The following is a 20,504-nucleotide window of genomic DNA, read 5'->3' as shown; positions in this document are numbered from 1 at the left end:
TCCGAACGCCTCGGGTGCCACGGTCACGGCACCCGGGGCGTTCGGCCGTTCCATGCTCAGGCGATCGCCGGAAACAGCGTCAGCGAGCCGGACTCGGCCGTGACCCCGGCGTATTCGTTGACCAGCTCGGGCGCTGCACCGGCCGCCGCGTTGCGAACCGCCCCGGTGCGACCGTCCAGAATGACCGGCTTGCCGGCCAGCACGCCGTAGACGGCGCCGTGCCAGGCCGCCGTCACCCGCGGAGCCGCCCGCTCACCGACCGGCAGCTCCCAGATCTCGGTCAGGTCCGACCAGTTGTAGCCGACCGCGATCGTCCGCGTGCCGGACGCCCCGCAGACGACCAGCGTCCGGGAGTCGAACCAGCAGTCCTGGTAGGCACTCAGATCGTCGCTGTCGCCGGGATAGCGACTCTGCCCGGTGGCCGGATCGAGGAAGTCGAAGAACGGCTCGGTGCTGCTGAACTCCCGGCCCTGGACGGCCATCAGCCCCGGGCCCAGCGGGAACGACCGCCCCTGCTGCGCGGCGACCGGGCTGGACCAGAGCTGGACGCCGTCGGTGAGCCGCAGTCCGACCGTCCGCGTCTTGGTCTCGGTGGCGTCCTCGCCGAGTTGACCGGCGACCACGGTGCCGTCGACGACCGTGGGTTCGAAGAACTGCGTCTTCCACCGGGTCTTCCGTGTCTGCGGATCGACCACGTACGTGGTGGTGGAGGTATCCAGGACGATCGAGTCGGCGGTGACGCCCACCAGCCGGACGTCGCGGACCGGGTCGCCCGGTAACACCTCGATCGTCGCGGTCCAGATCTCGTTGCCGGTGACCGGGTCGACCGCGACCAGCGAGATCGCCCGGTGGCTCGTCACCCGGGGGCCGGTCGGCACGGTGATCGCCGCTGCGGCGTAGACCCGGCCCTCGAACAGGGCCGGCGTTGCGATCTGGGTGGATTCCGCGCTGGTCACGCCCGGCATCGGGGTCACCCAGCGCTCGTCCCCGGTCGCCAGGTCACGGCCGGCCAGCGAGGACTCGTCGACGTAGACCAGCGTCGCGCCGACGAAGACCGCGGCCACCTCGGGCTTTCCGAGTGACCCCCCTCGCCGCGGCGCCACGGCGAGGGTCTGGCCGGAGTTGAGGAACTTGGCGGGCGGATCGAAACGCTTGGGTTCGGGGGCGACGGCACCGGGTGGAGCGGAACTCGGAGGGTCGTCGTCCGGGACGCCACGCGGATCACCCCCGCACCCCGCGGTTACCAGGAGCACGGTTGACACCACTCCGAGCAGAGCTCTCCGGCGCACCACAGCCCCCTTGAAGACTGAACTGGACGCACGGTAGCCAAGGTTGCGCTCCGAGATCAGGCGATCACGGATTTGCGTCCAAGCGACGGTGGTTTCCGCATTGTGTGACTGGTCGTATCCGTCCGGTACCTATCGGGCTTCGAGAATCCCCAGGTTGAGACGGGCGCGGCGGCCGACGTGGGTCGTGGCTCCGGGCGGCAGCGCGTCGAGCGACCAGGCAGCGGCGGCGGCGGCGTCACCACGTGCGGTGGCCACCGCCGCGCGGACGCCGTCCTCGGTACTCACCACGACGAACGCCTGCGCCGGAGCGCCGTCCCGGCCGTGCTCGACCGTGGCGGTCTCGACTACCACGTCCACATCGCCCAGCTGGGCGGCGTCCACCACCGGAAGGCCGCCCGTACGGGCCTGCACCGGACCACTCGCATACGCCACCGCGGACGAGCCGAGGACCACCACGTGCTGATAGGTGAGGAACCCACCGTTCGCGTGCACCAGCGCGAGGCGGTCGCCGCTACGGATGCGCTCGACCGCGCGCGCGAGCGCGTGCAGCGAGTAGCTGTTCAGCGGTCCGCCGAACGAGGAGTGGCCGCCGGTGACCGAGAGGACCGCGTCGCGGGGCAGCCCGAGCGCGAGCCCGGCGAGCTTCGGGACGATCGGGAAGCAGCTGTAGATGTCGACCAGGTCCAGCTCCGCGGCGGAGACGGAGGCCCGGTCGAGCGCTCCGGTCAGCGCCTCGGCCAGCGCGGTCGACCGGCCGAGCTTCGGGCGGGCCAGGACGTCGCCGACGTCGTCGACACCCGCGGCGGCACGGATGTGCACGACCTTCTCGGCGGGAATTCCGGCTGCCCTGGCGGCCGCCAACGACGTGACGATCACCGCCGCCGCCTGGTCGACGAACGGCAGCGCGTTCATCGAGAGCGGATACGGCTCGCTGACCAGCCGGTTCTTCGCGGTGACCGTGCCGACCTCGGCCGGGCTGAGCGCCTCGGTGTTCCAGGCGATCGGGTTGGTCGCCGCGATCGCGCTGAGGTCGGAGTAGAGGCGCGCCGACCAGTCCGCGTTCTCCGCCGGGGTCAGCCCGAGGTCGGCCTGCAGGCGGTTCTCGTAGAGCGGGTAGACCCGGGTGGGCAACAGCAGCCCGGCAGCCTGCATCGCCGGGCTGCCGAGGTCCGCGGCGTCGATCGGCGCCGGACCCCCGGGGTGGGCGCTCCACCCGAGGTCGGCGACCGGGTCGACGCCCGCCTTCAGCAGCGCGGCAGCCGACGCCGCCGCCTCACCGCCAACCAGTAGCGCGACGCTGCTCTCGCCGGACGCGATCCGGGACGCGGCCTGGTCGAGCAGCCGGATCGGCCACTGACCACCGATCGGGCTGTCGACCCGGTGCTTGGGGGTCGCCTCGACGCCGTCGGCCACCACGGCGGACAGCTCGTCGTACGCCCAGCTGGCGACGCGGACCGTGTAGATCGCGTCGGCGGACGTCAACAGTTCGGGTGCGCCGGCGTCTGCGGCGGCCGCGTCCAGCGCCTCGAGGATCAAGGCCAGCGGTTCACGCGCCTCGGCGACCGACCGTGTGCGGTTGGCCCGTACCTGCCCGACCCCGACGAGGACGGGTAACCGGTGGTCATCCATGTCTAGCCCTCCAAGCGGGCGGCGGCGGTGAACAGTGCGGTGAGGTGCTCGACGAGCTCCGCGGCGCCACGGCGCCGGACGGCTAGAGCACCGAGATCGGTGGGACCGCGTCGCGGCCCGGCCTCGTTCGCGGTGGCGCCCGCGATCAACACTTCGACGACGCCGCCGACGAGGAGCCCGGCCGACAGAAGGTCTTTCCGCTCGCGCGCCGGGGTGTCGTCCGGGTCGTCGGCGCGCAGCGGGCGCATCAGGCGGGCCGCGAGCTCGACAAAGCTCGAGAGCAGCAGCCGCCGCTGCTCGCGGAACTCCGGCGTAGCCAGCGACTCCATCAGCGCGACCCGCACCGTCCGCGGGTCGGCGGTGAAGTACTCGGCCAGCGCGGTGAGCACGTGCCGCGCCTGGGTCTGGACGTCACCCTCGCCGGTCGCGATCGCGTCCCGGACCACCTGCTCGACCTGGCTCGCTACCCGGTCGGTGGTGGCCAGGAACAGCAGCTCGCGGCTGGGGAACTCCTCGTAGAAGAAGCGCGGCGACAGCTTCGCGGCGCGGCAGATGTCGGCGACCGTGGAACCGGCCCAGCCGACCGTTCCGAAAACGTCGACGGCGGCGTCGAGGAACTGCTCGCGGCGGCGGGCGACCCGCTCGGCCGGGCTCAGCCCACCGTAGACGCGCTGCCCACCGGGCGGTCGTTCCTGCGCCATCTTTCCTCCCCCATCTTGAAGGGGACTTTACAACATGAACGGATGCGTTCACGATGTGCGCATGAAGACCGCCATCTGTGACTTACTCGGCATCGACCTGCCGCTGCTGGCGTTCAGCCACTGCCGCGACGTGGTCGTCGAGGTCAGCCTGGCCGGTGGGTTCGGTGTGCTGGGCGGCTCGATGTTCACCCCGGAGCAGCTCGAGACCGAGCTGAAGTGGATCGACGACCACATCCAAGGTCGCCCCTACGGGGTCGACATCATCGTTCCCGAACGTGCAGCCGCGCTGCAGCCGGGCACTCCGATCGATATGGACGCCCTGCTCGCGGCGATCCCGGCGGAACATCGGGCCTACGTGGACGAGATCCTGGCGGCACACGGGGTGACCCCCGCCGCAGGGCCGGCGACGGACGGCCTGGCGTTCGCGCAGAGCATCCCGGCGCCGGACGAGCTGCTGGACGTCGCGTTCAGCCATCCGATCAAACTGATCGCCAACGCGCTCGGCGTGCCGCCCGCGGTGATGCTGGAGCGCGGGCGTGCCGCCGGAGTGCCGGTGGCCGCGCTGGTCGGTGCGCGCGAGCATGCGATCAAGCAGGTCGCGGCCGGCGTCGACATCATCATCGCGCAGGGCACCGAGGCCGGTGGGCACTGCGGCGAGGTCACCACGATGGTGCTCGTGCCGGAGGTGGTGGAGGCGGTGGCGCCGGTTCCCGTTCTGGCGGCGGGCGGCATCGTGACCGGGCGGCAGATGGCGGCGTCGATCGCTCTCGGCGCGGCCGGTGTCTGGACCGGCTCGGTGTGGCTGACCACGCCCGAGGCGGAGACCGCGCCGCACACCAGGGAGAAGTTCCTGGCCGCGACGTCGCGGGACACCGTGCGCTCGAAGGGGCGGACCGGTAAGCCGTCGCGGCAGCTGAAGTCGCCGTGGACGGACGCCTGGACGCGGCCGGGTAGCCCGGAACCGCTGCCGATGCCGCTGCAGACGCTGATCAGCGAGCCCGCGCTGCGGCACGTGGACGCGCTGGCGGCGGCCGGCGACGCTGGGGCGCAGGATCTGGCGACCTACTGGGTCGGGCAGGGCGTCGGGTTGATGAACGAGGTGAAGTCGACCCGGGACGTCGTGTACGACATGGCAACCGACTACGCCGACGCGGTAGAGCGCGTAGCCCGCACCCTGGAGTAACCGGGGCGGGTGCCGTGGCGCGGCTTGGCCGCGCGGGGTTAGGCGTCGGCGGCGCGGCGGATCGGGGCGGCGCCGCGGAACGGGACGCCGGCGTCGTCCAGCCACCCCGGCCGGAGCGCCGCGGCCGACGCGGTCGCGAGGTCGAGCGCGAAGCTCATCGCGTCCGGGTGGCGCTGCTCGGGGAACCCGTTCAGCGACCGCTCCAGGACAGCGGCGATGCCGGGCGGGATCGCGCCCATCCGAGCCCTGGGCGTTCCGTTGGCGCTGGGCAGCGGCGGCGTCTGGCCGCTGAACATCCGGTAGAGCGTCGCCGCGAGCCCGTACAGGTCGGTGCGGGCGGTGATCTCGTCGGCATTGAGCTGCTCCGGCGCGGCATACCCGGGCGTCAGCGCGAGGATGCTAGCCGGCTCACCGTCCCCGCCCGCGAGCAGCTTCGCGATGCCGAAGTCGGTGACCTTGACCGCCCCGTCCTCGGCGAAGAGCAGGTTGCCCGGCTTGATGTCCCGGTGCACGACCCCCCGGGAGTGGGCGACCGCGAGCGCGTCGGCCACCGCGAGCCCGATCGCGCAGATCGGCCCGGGCCGGCCGAGCAGCTCCGCCCGGCGCGCCGCGGCGCTGCCACCGGACAGGAACTCCATGACGATCAGGTTGAAGCCCGCGTGCTCGACGTACTCGTAGACGCGGGCGACGTGCGGGTGGTCGAGGCTCTCCATCACCTGGGCCTCGCGCAGGAAGCGGGACTGCGAGTCCGGCACCAGCTCGGTCTCGGTGAGCAGTTTCAGCGCGCGTAACCAGCCTGCCTGGCGGTGCTCCGCGAGGAACACCATGCCGCAGCCGCCCTGGCCCAGCTCACGCCGCACCGCATAAGCGGGGAGGGCGGACTCGAGCATCGCGATCGCGTCCGCCACGCTCGGCCGCCCGTCGTCCGGCACCCCGACCGGCGTCGACCTCCCTGGCGAAGGCGTCGGGCCGTTGGGCGTCGTCGGATAACCCGGCGTCGCCGGCCCGTCGGCCGCCGTCGCCGGGCCACCGGCCGCAGGCCCGCCGGGCGTCGGACTGCCGGACGGCGGGCCGCCAGATGGCGGGCCGTGGGGTGGCGTCGGGCTCGGCTCGCGGGTCGTCGGGGGCGTGGGGGCGGTCGGCGTCGCCTGCGCCGTCGGCGTCGTCGGAACGGCGGGCGTCGTCAGCGCCGCGGGATCCACGACCGTTGACGTGGCAGGCGGTGTCCCGCCCGAGAGCACGGTCGGCGCGGACGCGGTAGATCCGATCGGCGCCGTGGGCTCCGCGGACCCCGGCGGCGGAACGGTGCCGCCCAGCGTCTCCAGCCGGGTGGCGAGCTGAGCCTCCCGGCGCCGGATCCGACCCACCCGGCGGCGCAACATCAAATACCGCCCGACCGACCGCCAGATCCCCACCACGACCAGCGGCACCGCGAGCAGCGTCAAGACACCGAACGTCTGCCCGCGCCCGTCCTGTCCGGACGCGTAGGAAACCACGGCCACCGACGCGAACACCGCCAGCCCGACGACCATCAACACCAGGCTCACGACGTCGGTGCGGTCCAGCGCGCCACGCTGGCGCGCGGTCACCTCGTCGAGCTCAGTGCGCACACTCCGAATCTCGGCGCCGAGCAGGGCCGACTCGGCCTGGTGGTCGCCCTGCTGCCACATGAGCGCCAAGGTACTGCACCGGCGCAGGCAGTTACCGGCGAAAGCATCGGAACATCACACACCGTAAGGAACGGCCCGGCCAGAGCGCCGCTCGCCCGACCGTCGACGGCACCGGTCACAGAGCGCGATCCCACCCCCGATACGACACCTCAGCCGTTCGTTGACATCGCCGTTCCACCGGACGGTGTAACCGTTCCTCGGCCGGTCAGGGCGGTTGTCCACACCTCGGCGTCGCTGGTCCCGAGCCGCGCGCGAGGCGGGTAGGGTGCTTGGTGCTCCCCGCCACTCCCGCCCCAGGAGGCGCTCTCCCGATGCCCGGCGCCGCCGATGGATTCGTCCACCTGCATGTGCACACTGAGTATTCGATGCTTGACGGAGCGGCGCGCCTGAAAGAGATGTTCGCCGAGGCCGAGCGGCTCGGGATGGGCGCGGTCGCGATGACCGACCACGGCAACACCTACGGTGCGTACGACTTCTTCACCAAGGCCACCGCGGCCGGCATCACACCGATCATCGGCACCGAGGCCTACATCGCGCCCGCGAGCCGGTACGACAAGAAGCGCATCCAGTGGGGCCGCCCCGACCAGAAGAGCGACGACGTCTCCGGCTCGGGCTCGTACACGCACATGACGATGTGGGCCCGCAACAACGACGGGCTGCACAACCTGCTCCAGCTCTCCTCGCGCGCCTACACCGAGGGCTACTTCGTCAAGTGGCCGCGGATGGACGCCGAGCTGCTCGCCGAGCACTCGAAGGGTTTGATGGCCACGACCGGGTGTCCCTCCGGTGAGGTGCAGACCCGGCTCCGGCTCGGCCACTACGACGAGGCGCGCGCGGCGGCAGGCAAGTACCAGGACATCTTCGGCAAGGAGCACTTCTACCTCGAGCTGATGGACCACGGCCTCCACATCGAGCGCCAGGTCCGCGACGGTCTGCTCCGGATCGGCAAAGAGCTCGGCATCCCGCCGGTCGTCACCAACGACTCGCACTACACGCACGAGTCCGAGGCCACCTCGCACGCCGCCCTGCTGTGTGTCCAGACCGGCTCGACGCTCGCCGCGCCGACCTTCCAGTTCGACGGCACCGGGTACTACCTGAAGTCGGCTGCGGAGATGTACGGCATCGACTCCTCCGACGCGTGGCAGGAGGGGTGCCGCAACACGCTGGCGATCGCCGAGAAGGTCGACACGGCCGGCATGTTCGTCAAGAAGAACCTGATGCCGAAGTTCCCGGTCCCGGAGGGCGAGACCGAGGAGAGCTGGTTCCGGCACGAGGTCTGGGAGGGGATGAAGCGCCGCTTCCCGAACGGTTACGACGAGCAGCACCGCAAGCAGGCCGAGTACGAGATCGGCGTCATCCTGCAGATGGGCTTCCCGTCGTACTTCCTGGTCACGGCCGACTTCATCAACTGGTCGAAGGCCAACGGCATCCGGGTCGGCCCCGGGCGTGGTTCGGCAGCCGGTTCGATGGTCGCGTTCGCGATGGGCATCACCGACCTCGACCCGCTGCCGCACGGCCTGATCTTCGAGCGGTTCCTCAACCCCGACCGCGTCTCGATGCCCGATATCGACATCGACTTCGACGAGCGTCGGCGCGGTGACGTCATCCGGTACGTCACCGAGAAGTGGGGCGCCGACAAGGTCGCCCAGATCGTCACGTACGGCACGATCAAGGCCAAGGCTGCGATCAAGGACTCGGCACGCGTCCTCGGCTACCCGTACGCGGTCGGCGACCGGATCACCAAGGCGATGCCGCCCGCGGTGATGGGGAAGGACATCCCGCTCTCGGGCATCTTCGACCCCAGCCACAAGCGGTACAACGAGGCCGGTGAGATCCGCGGACTCTACGAGAGCGACCCGGACGTCAAGAAGGTCATCGACACCGCCCGTGGCCTGGAAGGGCTGATCCGGCAGGCCGGTGTGCACGCCGCCGGCGTGATCATGTCGGCCGAGCCGCTGACCGATCACATCCCGGTCTGGATGCGGGCCTCCGACGGCGCGATCATCACGCAGTTCGACTACCCGACCTGCGAGACGCTCGGCCTGCTGAAGATGGACTTCCTGGGCCTGCGGAACCTCACGGTCCTGGACGACTGCCTCAAGGCGATCGTCGCCGACGGCGGCCCGGACATCGACCTACTCGATCTGCCGCTGGACGACCCGGCGACCTACGAGCTGCTCGCGCGCGGCGACACGCTCGGCGTCTTCCAGCTCGACGGCGGGCCGATGCGGTCGCTGCTGCGGCTGATGCGGCCGGACAACTTCGAAGACATCTCCGCGGTGCTCGCGCTGTACCGGCCGGGCCCGATGGGCGCGAACTCGCACATCAACTACGCGCTGCGCAAGACCGGCCAGCAGGAGAAGACCCCGATCCACCCGGAGCTGGCCGAGCCGCTCGCCGAGATCCTGGACACGACGCACGGCCTGATCGTGTACCAGGAGCAGGTCATGTCGATCGCGCAGAAGGTCGCCGGGTACACGCTCGGCAACGCCGACCTGCTCCGGCGCGCGATGGGCAAGAAGAAGAAGGAGATCCTCGACAAGGAGTTCAAGCCGTTCTCCGAGGGCATGAAGCAGAACGGCTACTCCGACGCGGCGATCAAGGCACTCTGGGACGTCCTGGTCCCGTTCTCCGACTACGCGTTCAACAAGGCTCACACCGCCGGGTACGGGCTGGTCTCGTACTGGACCGGGTACCTCAAGGCCAACTACCCCGCGGCGTACATGGCGGCACTGCTGACGTCGGTCCGCGACGACAAAGACAAGATGGCGGTCTATCTCAACGAGTGCCGCAAGATGGGCATCAAGGTCTTCCCGCCGGACGTCAACGAGTCCGACGCGAACTTCACCCCGCGTGGCACCGACATCCGCTTCGGCCTGGCCGGCGTCCGGAACGTGGGCGCGAACGCGGTCGACGCGATCATCGCGGCGCGCGGCGAGAAGGGCGCGTACAAGGACTTCTACGACTTCCTCAAGAAGACGCCGGCGATCGTCTGCAACAAGAAGGTCGTCGACGCGCTGATCAAGGCCGGTGCGTTCGACTCGCTGATGCACACCCGGAAGGGTCTGCTCGCGGTGCACGAGGCCGCGGTCGAGTCGTTCGCCGAGATCAAGAAGAGCGAGGCGGTCGGCCAGTTCGACCTGTTCGGGTCCGGGTTCGGGGGCGACAGCGGCGGCGAGGACCTCAGCGTGGCGTTCACGCCCCCAATCAGCACCGACGAGTGGCCCAAGAACGAAAAGCTGGCGACCGAGCGGGAGATGCTGGGTCTCTACGTGTCCGACCACCCGCTCTCCGGGGTCGAGCACCTGTTGGCGGCGAAGGTCGACTGCCCGATCTCCGCGCTGGTCGGCGACGACTACCCCGACGGCAGGCAGGTGGCGGTCGGCGGCCTGCTCTCCGGGCTGCAGAAGCGGGTGACCAAGCAGGGCAAGCTGTGGGCCAGCGCGCGCCTGGAGGACCTCGAAGGCGGTATCGAGGTCCGGTTCTTCCCGGCCACCTACGAACTCGTCGGCCAGCACCTGGTCGAGGACGCGATGGTGCTGGTGAAGGGGCGGCTCGACAAGCGGGAGGACCAGCCGCAGCTGCTCGCGCAGGACCTGGCGCTGCTCGACCTGGGCGAGGCCGACTCGGAGAAGCCGGTCGTCATCCTGCTCTCCGCGAACCGGGTCAACGACCAGCTGGTGGCCCAGCTGCGCGAGACGCTGTCGATCCACCCCGGGACGACCGAGGTGCACCTCAAACTGCAGCACAAGGCACGCGCCACTCGCTGGAAGCTCGGCGACAATGTCCGGGTCACCCCGACCCCGGCGCTGATGGCCGATCTGAAGCAACTACTCGGACCGGCGGCGATCGAGTGAATTCTTTTCGACCGACCCCTGCGGGCGGCGCTCAGCCTGCGGAAACAGGTGAGGTTGAAAAGAGTTCATCAGACGTGGCCAGGTGCCCCCGGTGCTCCGGGCCGGCGCTGCTCGCGGTCGATCTGTGCCCTGATGAGGCGAGCTCGGCGGGGAGGGCAGTGCTGTGCGCGGCGTGCGACCTCGACCATCCGACGGGTGGTCCGGTCGTGATGTGGTTCGCGGTGCACGGCCGCATCAACACCGCTGCCCAGGTCGAGGAGTTGGCCGCGCTGCTGCTGCCGTGGGTCGAGACGGTGGGGCCGCCGTCGGTCGACAGCGTGGCGCTGCAGGCGACGGTGGACGCGTGGGCGGCGTCGGTGGCGTCGCCTGCCGCGACCGGTGCGGGGCTGATGTGTGACTTCTGCGAGGCCGCGGTGCCGCGCTGGGCCTACCGTGCGGGTCCGGCGGTGTCGGTGCCGGCCGGTGACTGGTTCGCCTGCGACGGCTGTCGCCCCTACGTGGACGCCCGGGAATGGACCGGGCTGGCCGGCGTGGTGGGCGGCGACCGCACCGACGACTGGGTGGCGTTCGCGGACGCCGAGCCACGTGCCGCCCGCCCGTGGCCCCCGAGAGCCCGCATCTACCGCTGGCCCTGACCTCGCCGTCACGACCGCCGCGCGCCCGCCACCGACCCGCACCGCGCCCTCAAGGCGCCGTCCTATCTAGATCAGTGGAGTTACTGCCGCTGGGGCGACAGCGGCTCCACGCTGTACCACTGTGGACGGCCAGCCGACGCGCGGTTGGGCTGTCGTTCGAGCATCAGTGGCGGCGGATGTAGACCCCGGCGGCGGTGAGTGCGGCGCCGGCGATGCTGCCGGTCGTCGTCAGCGCGACGGCCGAGGCGTCGACCAGACCGAGCCAGCAGACCGCGGGGATCCCGGTCGCGCCAGTACCCGCGCAAATCGTCGCGATCAAGCCGGAGCCCGCGGAGCCGCCTCGCTCAGACGAGCGGCGGACCCTCCGACGAGGACGCGGTCGCGGCCGCTCCGGCGGTCCGCTTCGGTCCGCCCGGCGCGGCGGAGCCACGCGTCCAGGACGGTGCGCCGCGCCGTGGCGAGTGCGGTGCGGGCTGCGGCGCCGATCCAACCCGGTCATGACGTCATCCCCCTCGTTTGTTCGGTGGCCGCGATCACATCAACTATGGCATGCACGTGCAGCAGCGCGTGCAGGTGCACGTGCATAAGCTGCCTGTACCGATCCCGAGGCGCACTCTAAGCCGAGCCGACCAGCGCGGATATTCTTCGTACACAGGTTCTATCCACAGGTGTGGAAAGCTTGGGGAGTGCCGAAGCTGCCGGGAACCGACCTGCCGATCGTCCAGTCACCGATGGCCGGTGGCGCCACCACACCCGAGCTGGTCGCGGCCGTCGCTGACGCCGGTGCGCTGGGATTCGTCGCAGCCGGTTACCTCAGCGCGGAGCAGCTGCGCGACCGGATCACCGCGGTCCGCGAGCGCACTCGCGCACCGTTCGGCGTCAACCTGTTCGTCCCCTGGCCCGATCGCGCCGACAGCCGGGCGGTGGATGCCTACGCCGAACGTCTCGCGCCGGACGCCGAGCGGCTCGACGTGGCGCTCGGCAAACCGCGCTGGGACGACGACGACTGGGCCGCCAAGGTCGAATTACTGCTGGCTGATCCGCTGCCGGTCGTCGGCCTGACGTTCGGGTGCCCGACCGACGGGACGATCGCGGCACTGCAGAACGCCGGTTCGGCGGTCGCGGTGACCGTCACCACCCGCACCGAGGCAGCCGACGCCGTCGCCGCGGGCGCTGACGCGCTGCTGCTCCAGGGCGCCGAAGCCGGTGCGCACCGCGGCTCCTGGACGCCCGACGCCGAGCCGGTCCCGCTGGCCACTCTGCTCGCCGAGGTACGCCCGCTGACCGACGTCCCGCTGGTCGCGGCCGGTGGCCTCGCCGACGTGGACGCCGTCCGCCGGATCCTCGCGGCAGGCGCTACGTACGCCCAGGTGGGCACCGCGCTCCTCCGCTCGCCGGAGAGCGGCGCGCCCCCGCTCCACAAGGAAGCCCTGGTCACGCGCACCGGAACCACGATTACCAGGGCTTTCACCGGCCGCCGCGCCCGCGGTCTGGTCAACGGATTCATCCGCGACCACGGGCCGGACGAGGTCGAGGCGTACCCGCAGGTGCACCACGTCACCCGGCCGCTGCGTGCCGCCGCCGCGAAGGCCGGCGACCCCGAGCGGATGGCGCTCTGGGCCGGCACCGGCCACGCGTCCGCGCAGGACGCACCGGCGGCGGAGATCATCCGCGCCCTCACCCCCTGATCCTTTGGGTGCAAGCACCCTGGCCGGGGCCGCGACCGGACCGTTACCTAGTAAGCGTGCTAACCGGTCGGGCCACGCGGGTGGGTCGTCATCGTTTCCTGGTCACCGCCGCGGTGGTGACGGTCGCCGCCGGGGCGTTCGCCGCTGAGGTCCAGCGGCCGCTCTGGGTGGCCGAGCCGGTGCTCGCTGCCGCGAACGCGTTGGTGGCGTCGTTCTTCGCGCTGGTGGCGACGTTGATGGACGGCTTGCGCCCGAGTGTTGCTGGTCGGGTGGCGGCGTCGGCGTGGGGCGCCTGCGCGCTGCTCTGGCCGATCGGATGGCTCGGCTGGTGGGCAACGGAGTCGACCGAGCGCCTCGGGTCGGGTGCCGCCCTCGCGTTCTGGCCGGTGCTCGCGGTCGCGGTCATGCTCGCGGCCCGCGCGACGACCGGCACCGCACGGCGCGTCGTACTGGCGCCGCTGGCGCTGGTGGTGCCGGTCGCGCTGCTCGATATCAACACGCTGGCCCTCGACGCCACGCTCGCGCTCCTGGCCGGCACCACCGCGGCGGCGACACTCCGGTTCCGCCTGTTCCAGCTCAGAGTCGTCGAGCACGTCGCGGCGCTGCCGTGGCCGATCACCGGCGACGCGGTGCAGTCCGCGCTCCGGCGGCTGCTCGATGATCCCGGGCTGGAGATCTTCTACTGGTTGCCGGGCGCGGACACCTACGTCGACGCGGCCGGCCACGAACGGCGCGCGGCGGCCGCGCGGGACGAGCGGCTGGTGGTCAACGTCGCCGGATCCGCCCCGGAGCCCGTGGCGGTGCTGTACGCCGATCCCCGGCGAGTCCGGTTCCCCGACCGGGTGCCCGAGACCGTGACGTTGATCGGCCCGGAGCTGGAGGCCGCCCGGCTGCAGGCCGTCGCCAACGCGCACGGCACCCAGTCCCGGGCGCTGGAGGCGGGGTGGGCCGAACGCCGGGAACTCGAACAACTGCTGCACGACGGCGCGCAGACCCGGCTCTCCGCGCTGACCATGCGGCTCGGCGCGGCCCGCAGCCGCACCGACGCCCAGGCCGGCGAGGTGCTGGCCGACGCGCAGGCCCAGCTCGGCCTGGCGCTGCGCGAACTGCGAGAACTGGCGCACGGCATCCACTCGATGACGCTCACCGAGTCCGGTCTGGGGGTGGCGCTGGAGTCGGCGGGCGGACGGTACGGGATCCCGGTACGCGTCGCGGTGCCACCGGGCCGATTCACGCCGACGACCGAGGCGCTGGCCTACTACGTGGTCTGCTGGATGCTCACCAGGTACATCCAGCGAGCGGACGGGGTGGTCGACGTGACTGCGACGACGGACGGCGTCCAACTGCAGTTACGGATCACCGGCCGACCGGATCCCTGCGCGTCCGCACAACGGCCCAGCGCCGCCGAGGCGCTGGACAGCTCGATCGCCCTGCGGGTGCGGGCCGCAGGCGGGTCACTGTCGATCACCGAACTGCCGACCGACCGTCTTGTCGTCGACGTCGATCTCCCGTGCCGGTGAGGGTCCCACGGTGACCACCCTCGACCGGACGCCCCGGGTCGCGATCGCGGACGACGCCGCGCTGTTCCGCGAAGGTCTGCGGCTGTTGCTGGAGGCCGCCGACGTCGAGGTCGTGCACCAGGCCCGGGACGGCACCGAGCTGCTGTCGCTGGTGGACGACGACGTGCCCGACGTCGTCATCCTGGACATCCGGATGGCTCCGCACCCGGAGGGTGGGCTGGACACCGCCGAGAAGCTCCGGGAGCGGTATCCGCGGATCGGCATCCTGATGCTCTCCCAGTACGCCGAGGCGCCGTACCTGATGCGGCTGCTCAAGCGGCTGGGATCGCGTGGGCTCGGTTACCGGCTGAAGGATCAGGTCGCCGACGTCGAGACGCTCCGGAGCGCGCTGCTGCGCATCATGGCCGGCGAGACCGTGGTGGAGCCGGAGCTGGTCGATCGTCTCGCTGCCGAGGGCCCACACGAGTTGGACCGGCTCTCCACCCGGGAGCTGGAGGTCCTGCGGTCGATGGCCGAGGGGCATTCGAACGAGGGAATCGCCGCCGAGCTGCACCTGACCACGAAGACCGTGGAGAACAACATCGCCCGGATCTTCACGAAGCTCGACCTGCCCGCCGACACCACGCAGAACCGTCGAGTGATCGCCGTCCTCCGGTACTTCCGGGCGCTAGACCGGTAGCCGGATCGTCACCCGGGTGCCCTGCCCCGGCTCGCTGTGCAGCTCGGTCCCGCCGCCGAGAGCCGCGATCCGCTCCCGGAGGTTCTCCAGGCCCCCGGCCGGGCTCAGCCGGGCGGTTCCGCTCCCATCGTCGGTCACCCGGCCGACCACCACGTCCCCGTCCTGCTCGACCTCGACGACGATCGACGAGGCCCCGGCGTGCCGTACCGCGTTGGCCACCGCTTCGGAGAGGGCCAGGAACAGCCCGGACTCCAGCGCCGCCGGGAAGCGGGTGGCGACGACCTTGGCGTCCACCAACCCGGGAAAGCCGTCGGCCAACGCGCGCAATGCACCGCGCAGGCCGTCGGACTCCAGTACCGCCGGGTTGATGCCGCGCGCGAACAGGCGGACGTCACGCGACGCCGCGTCGAGCAGCCGCCTGCACTCGGCCAGCAGCGCCGCGACCTGTGGATCGTCGTTCCGGTGCATTGCGACCGCGAGCCGCTGGAGGGTGGCCGTGATCTGCACCTGTACGCGGTCGTGCAGGTCGTGTTCCAGCCTCCGGCGGGCGCGCGTCTCGGCGGCCAGCGCCTCGGCCTGGGCGTGACGCGTCCGCCGTAGCTGCTCGACGACCGTCGCCTGCTGCGCCCGCACGACGGCCTCGAGCTGGGCGTTCTGCAGCGCCGGACGTCCGGCGCTGATCGCGGCGTCCACAAAGCGCCGGCTCGCGCCCAGCGACCGATCGACGTCGACGACGGCCAGCGGGCTACCGTCGGTCGACGCGACCAGCCGTAACCACCGCCCGTCCGGCGTACCGGCGGCCCTGGTCGCAGCACGGCTGAGGTTCACGGTGGTCGGATGGCCGGCGGTGTCGACCCAGCCGCTCTGGTCGGGCGACCAGAACAGCAGCTCCAGCGTGGGGTCGCGAAGCACCGTGCGGAGCGCGTCCCGGATCCGGACCACGGACGCCGGCTGGGTCTGCCGGAGCAACCGGTCGGTGACCGACGCGGCCAGCCAGCGCTCGTAAACCCCGGCGCCGAGCAGGGCAAGCGGCACCACCAGCGCGACGGTGCCCTGGACGAGCGCCGCGTCGTAGGCGGCGTCGAGCTCGACCAGCGCCTGTCCGCGCTGCGTGGCGGCGACGACGAGGCCGACACTCGCGACGACCACCACGACGCCGATCGTCGTCGGCCGGGCGAACGCGGTCGCCCGCCGGACGCGGAAGCCGAGCACCGCCGCATAGGTCAGCGCGAGCACGACCGTCGCGGCCGACACCGCGACCAGCACCCGCTCGAACGCGTCCCGGTCGCCGAGCAGCGTCGGCCACGCCACGTCGGCGGAGTAGCCGAGCCACTCCGGCCGCCCCACGACCGTGACCAGCAACTGTCCGATGCCGATCGCCGCCACCGCGCCGTAGGTCCACCACGTCTCGACGCGGTGCTGCAGGCGCCCGGTGGGATAGAGCAGCACGGCCACGCTGAGCGTCAGGAAGAACGTCGCGCTCGCCCAGTCGGCGAGCAGCGGGAACACCCCGGCGTTCCGACCGGCGGCGCCGGACACGGCCCAGGCCAGCCCGGCGACGATCAGCAACGCTCCGGTCGGCCGGGTGGCCGTGGAGCCGAGGAGCGCGGCGCCGGCCGCCGCCGTGACGCAGCACTCGGCCACCGCGAGCGCGCCGTGCCAGGGGTGATCGGCCCAGTACGGCAGGCCGCAGCCGAACGCGATCGCGCCTGCTAACGCGGCGATGGCGAGCACACGCAGGGCCGAATTGGTGCGTCGAGCCACAGACACCCCCATCCGGTGATCATTCTGTTACCCGCTTTTTTGGCCTTCCGGGCAATGCCCACATGCGACGGACGTGGACGGTGTTCACCTGCGGTCGTGCGGACCGAACTGATTTCCCTAGAGTGATAACCCCCAGTGATGGCAGGGGATTTCCCGATTATCAGTCGGGTGGACACCCTCGCCGGGCTTGCGTCGAGCAGAAACGCTGATGAACAGCGAATCTGACGCGACGTGGGGAGATGTGTCGATGCGAGGAAACGGACTGTCCGGTCAAAGTCGGACCCGTCTCTCGTTACTGATCGTAGCCACCACCGCTCTCACCATTCTCACTGGTTGCCAGAGCGACGAGCCGTCGGAGGAAAACGGCACCACCCGTTCGGAGTCCCAATGCGCCCGAGTGGCCGACGTCGCCCCGGAGGCGAGTGCCCGCAAGACCGCGCTCGTCGTCGACAACACCGCGTCCGGGCTGTTCGGCTCCTTACCGCCGGGCGTCACGTCGGCGCTGCGCGCCGCGCAGGAGCGAGGAGATTCCCTCGTCCTGGTCGGCGTCGACGGTGCCGGCGCGCCGCCGTCACGCACGATCGCGCTCGACCCGGCGCCCGGGTCGGACTCACAGGCCTCGCAGCGGGCCCGCGCGCTGACGCTGGAGTGTGTCCCGACGTGGGCTCGCGGTGACGACCTGCGGCCCACCGGACCGGGTAGCCGCATTCTCAGCGCGCTCGGCCGAGCCGCCGAGGACCAGCCCGAGACGATCCTGGTGGTCTCCGACGGCGTATCGAACAGCGGCGAGTTCGACCTGAACAAGCAGCAGTTCGACGTCGAGCCGAAGGGCCTCGCCGACGCGCTGCGGGACGCGAACGCGCTGTCACCCGCCCTGCGGGGGAAGAAGGTCGTGTGGGCCGGGCTCGGTGACACGTCGGACGAGCAGAGGCTGCCGCAGTCCGCGCGGACGTCGCTGGAGAAACTCTGGGGCGCGGTGCTGAAGGCCGCGGGCGCCACCGTGACGTTCGAGTCCGAGCACGCCCCCAGCACGACGCCGGCGCCTCCCGGGTTGCCGTCCGACCCGATCACCGTGCCCGCCGCGACCGAGGTGCGGGACGGCTGCGCGACCCGGGTGTCGATCCCCTCGTCGCTGCTGTTCGCCGCCGACAGCGCCGACCTGCAGCCGGAGGCGGACGGCGTCCTCGACCCGGTCGTCGACCAGCTGCAGAAGGACGCCGAGGCGACCGCGATCGTGGCCGGCCACACCGCGAACTACGGCGACGCGGGCTACCGCAAGGACCTCTCGACGCGCCGCGCGCAGGCCGTCGTGACCGCCCTGTCCGCCCGCGGAGTGAACACCGCACGGCTGGAGTCGGTCGGCTACGGCGCCGAACGGCCGGCCGTCGAGGAATTCGTCAACGGTCGCCACGACACCGCCGCGGCCGCACGCAACCGGCGGGTGGAGATCGAGATCCGACCCGGAGGGTGCACGCGATGAGCTTCTTCGCCCGGTTGTTCGGCACCCGCGGGGTCGAACGTCAGCGTCAGCGTGTCCTTCAGCGTGAAGCGGCCGCCTCCGGCGGCATGACGCCGGGCCAGATCGGTGTGCTCGTCGAGGTCAACTCGACGATCGCTGCCGCGGACGCGAAGGCCTCGCGCCGGCTGTTGCGGAAACAGCATCGCCTGGACGCCGCCGACTTCGCCGCGGTGCTGGCCGGTCAGCGCCTGGACGCCACCCGGGCCGACCCGATCTGGCGTGGCCACCGCCGGGCCGCGTCGAACGGGGCGTCCGACCGTCGTACGGAGGTGTTCCACGAGGACTTCGACCCGCATCGTCCGCTGATCACGAGCAGGGTGCTCACGGTCGTCGAGATCATCTTCATCGTCGTCGAGGTCTTCTTCTGGTACTCGATCTTCGACGACATCGTGGAGCCTGGCACGCCCTGGTACGACCCGTCGAAGGTCGGGGCAGCGCTGCTCGCGGTGTTCATTCCGGTGGTCGGTGTCGCGACCGCGCGGGTCGTCGGGCCGCTGGGGCACCGGTGGCTGGCCGGGTATCCGGGGGTGGGGCGCAAGGACCGGATCGGTGCGGTGTTCGCGGCGATCGCGTTCGTGTTGGCGCTGGTGGCGGTCGGTTGGCTGATCAACTTCCGGTTCGACGAGGAGACGGCGCCGATCGGGTCGCTGCCGCCGCCCGCGCTGCCGATGGCCGCGGTGTTCGTCGCGGTGCTGCTCGCCGACGCCGCGGCCCGGGTGTTCCTGGTGTCGGAGATCCGGGAGCAGACGCAGGAGCGGTCGCGGGTGTTCGACCGGCTGGTGGTGGCGAAGACCAAGGCCGATCTGGCTCACCACCGGGCTTGGGAGGACCTGCGAGCGGAAGTGCAAACCCATTTGGACGCCATTGAGCGCGTCGTCGCGGTGGGGGCGCGCATGATCGCGGACGCGAGGGCCGTGCCACCGCAGTACGCGACCCCGCAGTACCTACCGCCCGTCTACGCACCACCGCAGTACGGGCAGTGGCCGCAGACACAGGCTCCGGAGGTAGCACAGCAGCAGCCGGTCCCACCGACCGAACAACTGCCGGCCGGCCCGGGCGCGGAGCCACGAGCAACCGCGGCCGACGCGCAGCCGGCCCCGCCGCCCGACGCGGTGCAGGCGACTGAGAACGCACCGACGCAGCAGCTGCCCGCCACCCAGCCACCGACCGCTCTCGGCCCCTACCCGGTCACGCCGGTTCCCCCAGCGGTCGGCGACCCGCGTTCGGCACACCTGGGCAGCTGGGCCGAGAACGGGACGCGGGACGGGCTCACCGGCCTTCCCTCGACCGAGCCGCTCACGCTGTTCGGCACCGGCATGGCGATCGGCCCGCTCCGCCGGATCGAGGACGCGATCGAGCACCTGTCCCGGTGCCGTCCGGAGGACTCCGCGTCCGCTGCGCGGCGGATCACCGAGCTCCGGGAGCGCCTGTTCCACCTCGAGCCGTTCGGCCCCCGGGGAACCGCGGTGACGCCTACGCAACCGCTGCCGGCCCGCGACCCGGCGGACCCCATCGACCCGATGCCGGTCAACGGATACCAGCCACCTGCCCCGGCCCCTGCCCCGGAGCAGCGCCCGTGACAACGCTCGCGCCCGGCCCACGCTTCGGGCGGTCGCCACGCCTGGGTGAACCGAACCGCCGCTTCCGGCTGGCGCTGATCGCGCTGCTGCTGCTCGTACCGCTGCTCTGGCTGCTGTTCACCAGCTGCCAGAGCGAGGAAGAGAACGGCACCGCGCCGGTCAGCGGCGCCCTCGGCGACTACGCGCTGGAGGGCCGCCGCGGCCCGGAGTGCCTCCGGCTGACGCTGATGGTGGACTCGTCCGGCTCGATGCAGGACTACGCCGGGGCGCGCGACGCCGCGTTGAACCGGCTGGTCCCGTGGCTCGCCAAGAACCTTCGCGACTCCGACGAGCTCGCGGTCATCGACTTCGCCCAGACGGCCAACGTCCGCCTCCCTCCGACCGCCGCCAGGTCCGTCGGGTCAGCACCGGGCGCTCCGGCCGTCGCCGACGGCGGCGGGACCCTGCTCGCGCCGGCCCTCGCCGAGGTCGACAGGTTCCCCGCGTCCAAGTGCGACACCGCGGTGCTGCTGCTCTCCGACGCTCAGGTCTCCGATCTGCCGCTCGGCGAGCCCGCCGGGCGGACGCTCCTGCAGCAGCACGACGTCAGCGACATCGAGTTGCTCGTGCCCGGCCACGCGATCGACGTCCCGGCCGGCTGGACCACGGCCTTCCCGGCGGCGCAGCCGCGCAAGTTCGACGGGTACGACCCGGACGCGACGGCCGTCGCAATCGGACGGACGGTCGCCGAGCTGACCGGCCAACAGCTCGCCCGCTCCCGCGCCTCCGCGACCCCGAGCCGGTGAGCGCG

The 20,504-nt window shown here is 71.6% G+C and carries 15 protein-coding genes; 9 read left to right on the top strand and 6 right to left on the bottom strand.

What is annotated here, in order from left to right:
* Positions 1 to 56: 56 nt before the first annotated feature.
* The 3 genes from BUB75_RS29625 to BUB75_RS29615 form a co-directional block, all read right to left on the bottom strand.
* Positions 57 to 1,262, bottom strand: a complete 1,206-nt coding sequence (locus tag BUB75_RS29625) for an outer membrane protein assembly factor BamB family protein (protein ID WP_143175481.1) — start codon at positions 1,260 to 1,262, stop codon at positions 57 to 59.
* 156 nt (positions 1,263 to 1,418) lie between these two features.
* Positions 1,419 to 2,918, bottom strand: a complete 1,500-nt coding sequence (locus BUB75_RS29620; protein WP_073261374.1) for a hypothetical protein — start codon at positions 2,916 to 2,918, stop codon at positions 1,419 to 1,421.
* Positions 2,919 to 2,920: 2 nt separating this feature from the next.
* Positions 2,921 to 3,619: a TetR/AcrR family transcriptional regulator gene (locus BUB75_RS29615; RefSeq protein ID WP_073261371.1), complete on the bottom strand. Its 699-nt coding sequence runs from the start codon at positions 3,617 to 3,619 to the stop codon at positions 2,921 to 2,923.
* Between the two features lie 61 nt (positions 3,620 to 3,680).
* On the opposite strand from BUB75_RS29615, the gene BUB75_RS29610 reads away from it, so the two are divergent.
* Positions 3,681 to 4,802, top strand: coding sequence for a nitronate monooxygenase (locus BUB75_RS29610; protein ID WP_073261368.1), 1,122 nt, complete (start codon positions 3,681 to 3,683; stop codon positions 4,800 to 4,802).
* Positions 4,803 to 4,840: 38 nt separating this feature from the next.
* On the opposite strand, the gene BUB75_RS48220 is transcribed toward BUB75_RS29610, so the two are convergent.
* On the bottom strand, positions 4,841 to 6,472 hold the full coding sequence (locus BUB75_RS48220; protein ID WP_073261365.1) for a serine/threonine-protein kinase: 1,632 nt from the start codon (positions 6,470 to 6,472) through the stop codon (positions 4,841 to 4,843).
* 311 nt (positions 6,473 to 6,783) lie between these two features.
* On the opposite strand from BUB75_RS48220, the gene dnaE reads away from it, so the two are divergent.
* Positions 6,784 to 10,329 carry a DNA polymerase III subunit alpha gene (gene dnaE / locus BUB75_RS29600; protein ID WP_073261362.1) on the top strand — a complete coding sequence of 1,182 codons (3,546 nt, stop codon included), beginning with the start codon at positions 6,784 to 6,786 and terminating at the stop codon, positions 10,327 to 10,329.
* A complete protein-coding gene (locus tag BUB75_RS29595; protein ID WP_281248389.1) occupies positions 10,326 to 10,964 on the top strand; it encodes a DUF6300 family protein in 639 nt (212 codons plus the stop codon). The genes dnaE and BUB75_RS29595 overlap by 4 nt, the downstream gene beginning before the upstream one ends.
* Positions 10,965 to 11,127: 163 nt before the next feature.
* Here BUB75_RS29595 and BUB75_RS46545 read toward each other — a convergent pair whose 3' ends face one another.
* Positions 11,128 to 11,283 (bottom strand): hypothetical protein, encoded by a 156-nt coding sequence (locus BUB75_RS46545; protein ID WP_178380005.1) that lies wholly within the window; start codon positions 11,281 to 11,283, stop codon positions 11,128 to 11,130.
* A gap of 367 nt (positions 11,284 to 11,650) precedes the next feature.
* Here BUB75_RS46545 and BUB75_RS29590 point away from each other — a divergent pair, with 367 nt between their 5' ends.
* The 3 genes from BUB75_RS29590 to BUB75_RS29580 are packed head-to-tail and all read left to right on the top strand — an operon-like array spanning position 11,651 to position 14,851.
* Complete coding sequence (locus tag BUB75_RS29590) at positions 11,651 to 12,652, top strand: nitronate monooxygenase (protein ID WP_218617833.1); 1,002 nt, start codon at positions 11,651 to 11,653, stop codon at positions 12,650 to 12,652.
* 56 nt (positions 12,653 to 12,708) lie between these two features.
* Positions 12,709 to 14,172: a sensor histidine kinase gene (locus BUB75_RS29585; protein ID WP_143175479.1), complete on the top strand. Its 1,464-nt coding sequence runs from the start codon at positions 12,709 to 12,711 to the stop codon at positions 14,170 to 14,172.
* Between the two features lie 10 nt (positions 14,173 to 14,182).
* Positions 14,183 to 14,851: a response regulator transcription factor gene (locus tag BUB75_RS29580; protein WP_073261599.1), complete on the top strand. Its 669-nt coding sequence runs from the start codon at positions 14,183 to 14,185 to the stop codon at positions 14,849 to 14,851.
* Here BUB75_RS29580 and BUB75_RS29575 read toward each other — a convergent pair.
* Positions 14,840 to 16,615 carry a sensor histidine kinase gene (locus BUB75_RS29575; protein WP_143175478.1) on the bottom strand — a complete coding sequence of 592 codons (1,776 nt, stop codon included), beginning with the start codon at positions 16,613 to 16,615 and terminating at the stop codon, positions 14,840 to 14,842. The genes BUB75_RS29580 and BUB75_RS29575 overlap by 12 nt on opposite strands.
* Before the next feature lie 397 nt (positions 16,616 to 17,012).
* Here BUB75_RS29575 and BUB75_RS29570 point away from each other — a divergent pair, with 397 nt between their 5' ends.
* From BUB75_RS29570 to BUB75_RS29560, 3 genes are read left to right on the top strand one after another with little or no spacing between them, the layout of a single operon-like run.
* Positions 17,013 to 18,095, top strand: coding sequence for an OmpA family protein (locus BUB75_RS29570; protein ID WP_073261347.1), 1,083 nt, complete (start codon positions 17,013 to 17,015; stop codon positions 18,093 to 18,095).
* Entirely contained in the window at positions 18,092 to 19,714 is a 1,623-nt protein-coding gene (locus BUB75_RS29565) for a hypothetical protein (protein WP_143175477.1), read from the top strand. Before BUB75_RS29570 ends, BUB75_RS29565 begins: the two co-directional genes overlap by 4 nt.
* Positions 19,711 to 20,499 carry a vWA domain-containing protein gene (locus tag BUB75_RS29560; RefSeq protein WP_073261342.1) on the top strand — a complete coding sequence of 263 codons (789 nt, stop codon included), beginning with the start codon at positions 19,711 to 19,713 and terminating at the stop codon, positions 20,497 to 20,499. Before BUB75_RS29565 ends, BUB75_RS29560 begins: the two co-directional genes overlap by 4 nt.
* Positions 20,500 to 20,504: the final 5 nt, after the last annotated feature.

It is taken from the genome of Cryptosporangium aurantiacum, from assembly GCF_900143005.1.
Taxonomy (GTDB): domain Bacteria; phylum Actinomycetota; class Actinomycetes; order Mycobacteriales; family Cryptosporangiaceae; genus Cryptosporangium; species Cryptosporangium aurantiacum.
The sequence above is the reverse complement of the archived record's forward strand: the minus strand, read 5'-3'. Positions and strand labels throughout refer to the sequence as shown.

What these genes read in the sequence shown, in the direction of transcription:
- BUB75_RS29620 (WP_073261374.1), bottom strand. Translation starts at nt 2,918, where the DNA reads ATGGATGACCACCGGTTACCCGTCCTCGTCGGGGTCGGGCAGGTACGG.
- BUB75_RS29615 (WP_073261371.1), bottom strand. Translation starts at nt 3,619, where the DNA reads ATGGCGCAGGAACGACCGCCCGGTGGGCAGCGCGTCTACGGTGGGCTG.
- BUB75_RS29610 (WP_073261368.1), top strand. Translation starts at nt 3,681, where the DNA reads ATGAAGACCGCCATCTGTGACTTACTCGGCATCGACCTGCCGCTGCTG.
- BUB75_RS48220 (WP_073261365.1), bottom strand. Translation starts at nt 6,472, where the DNA reads ATGTGGCAGCAGGGCGACCACCAGGCCGAGTCGGCCCTGCTCGGCGCC.
- dnaE (WP_073261362.1), top strand. Translation starts at nt 6,784, where the DNA reads ATGCCCGGCGCCGCCGATGGATTCGTCCACCTGCATGTGCACACTGAG.
- BUB75_RS29565 (WP_143175477.1), top strand. Translation starts at nt 18,092, where the DNA reads ATGAGCTTCTTCGCCCGGTTGTTCGGCACCCGCGGGGTCGAACGTCAG.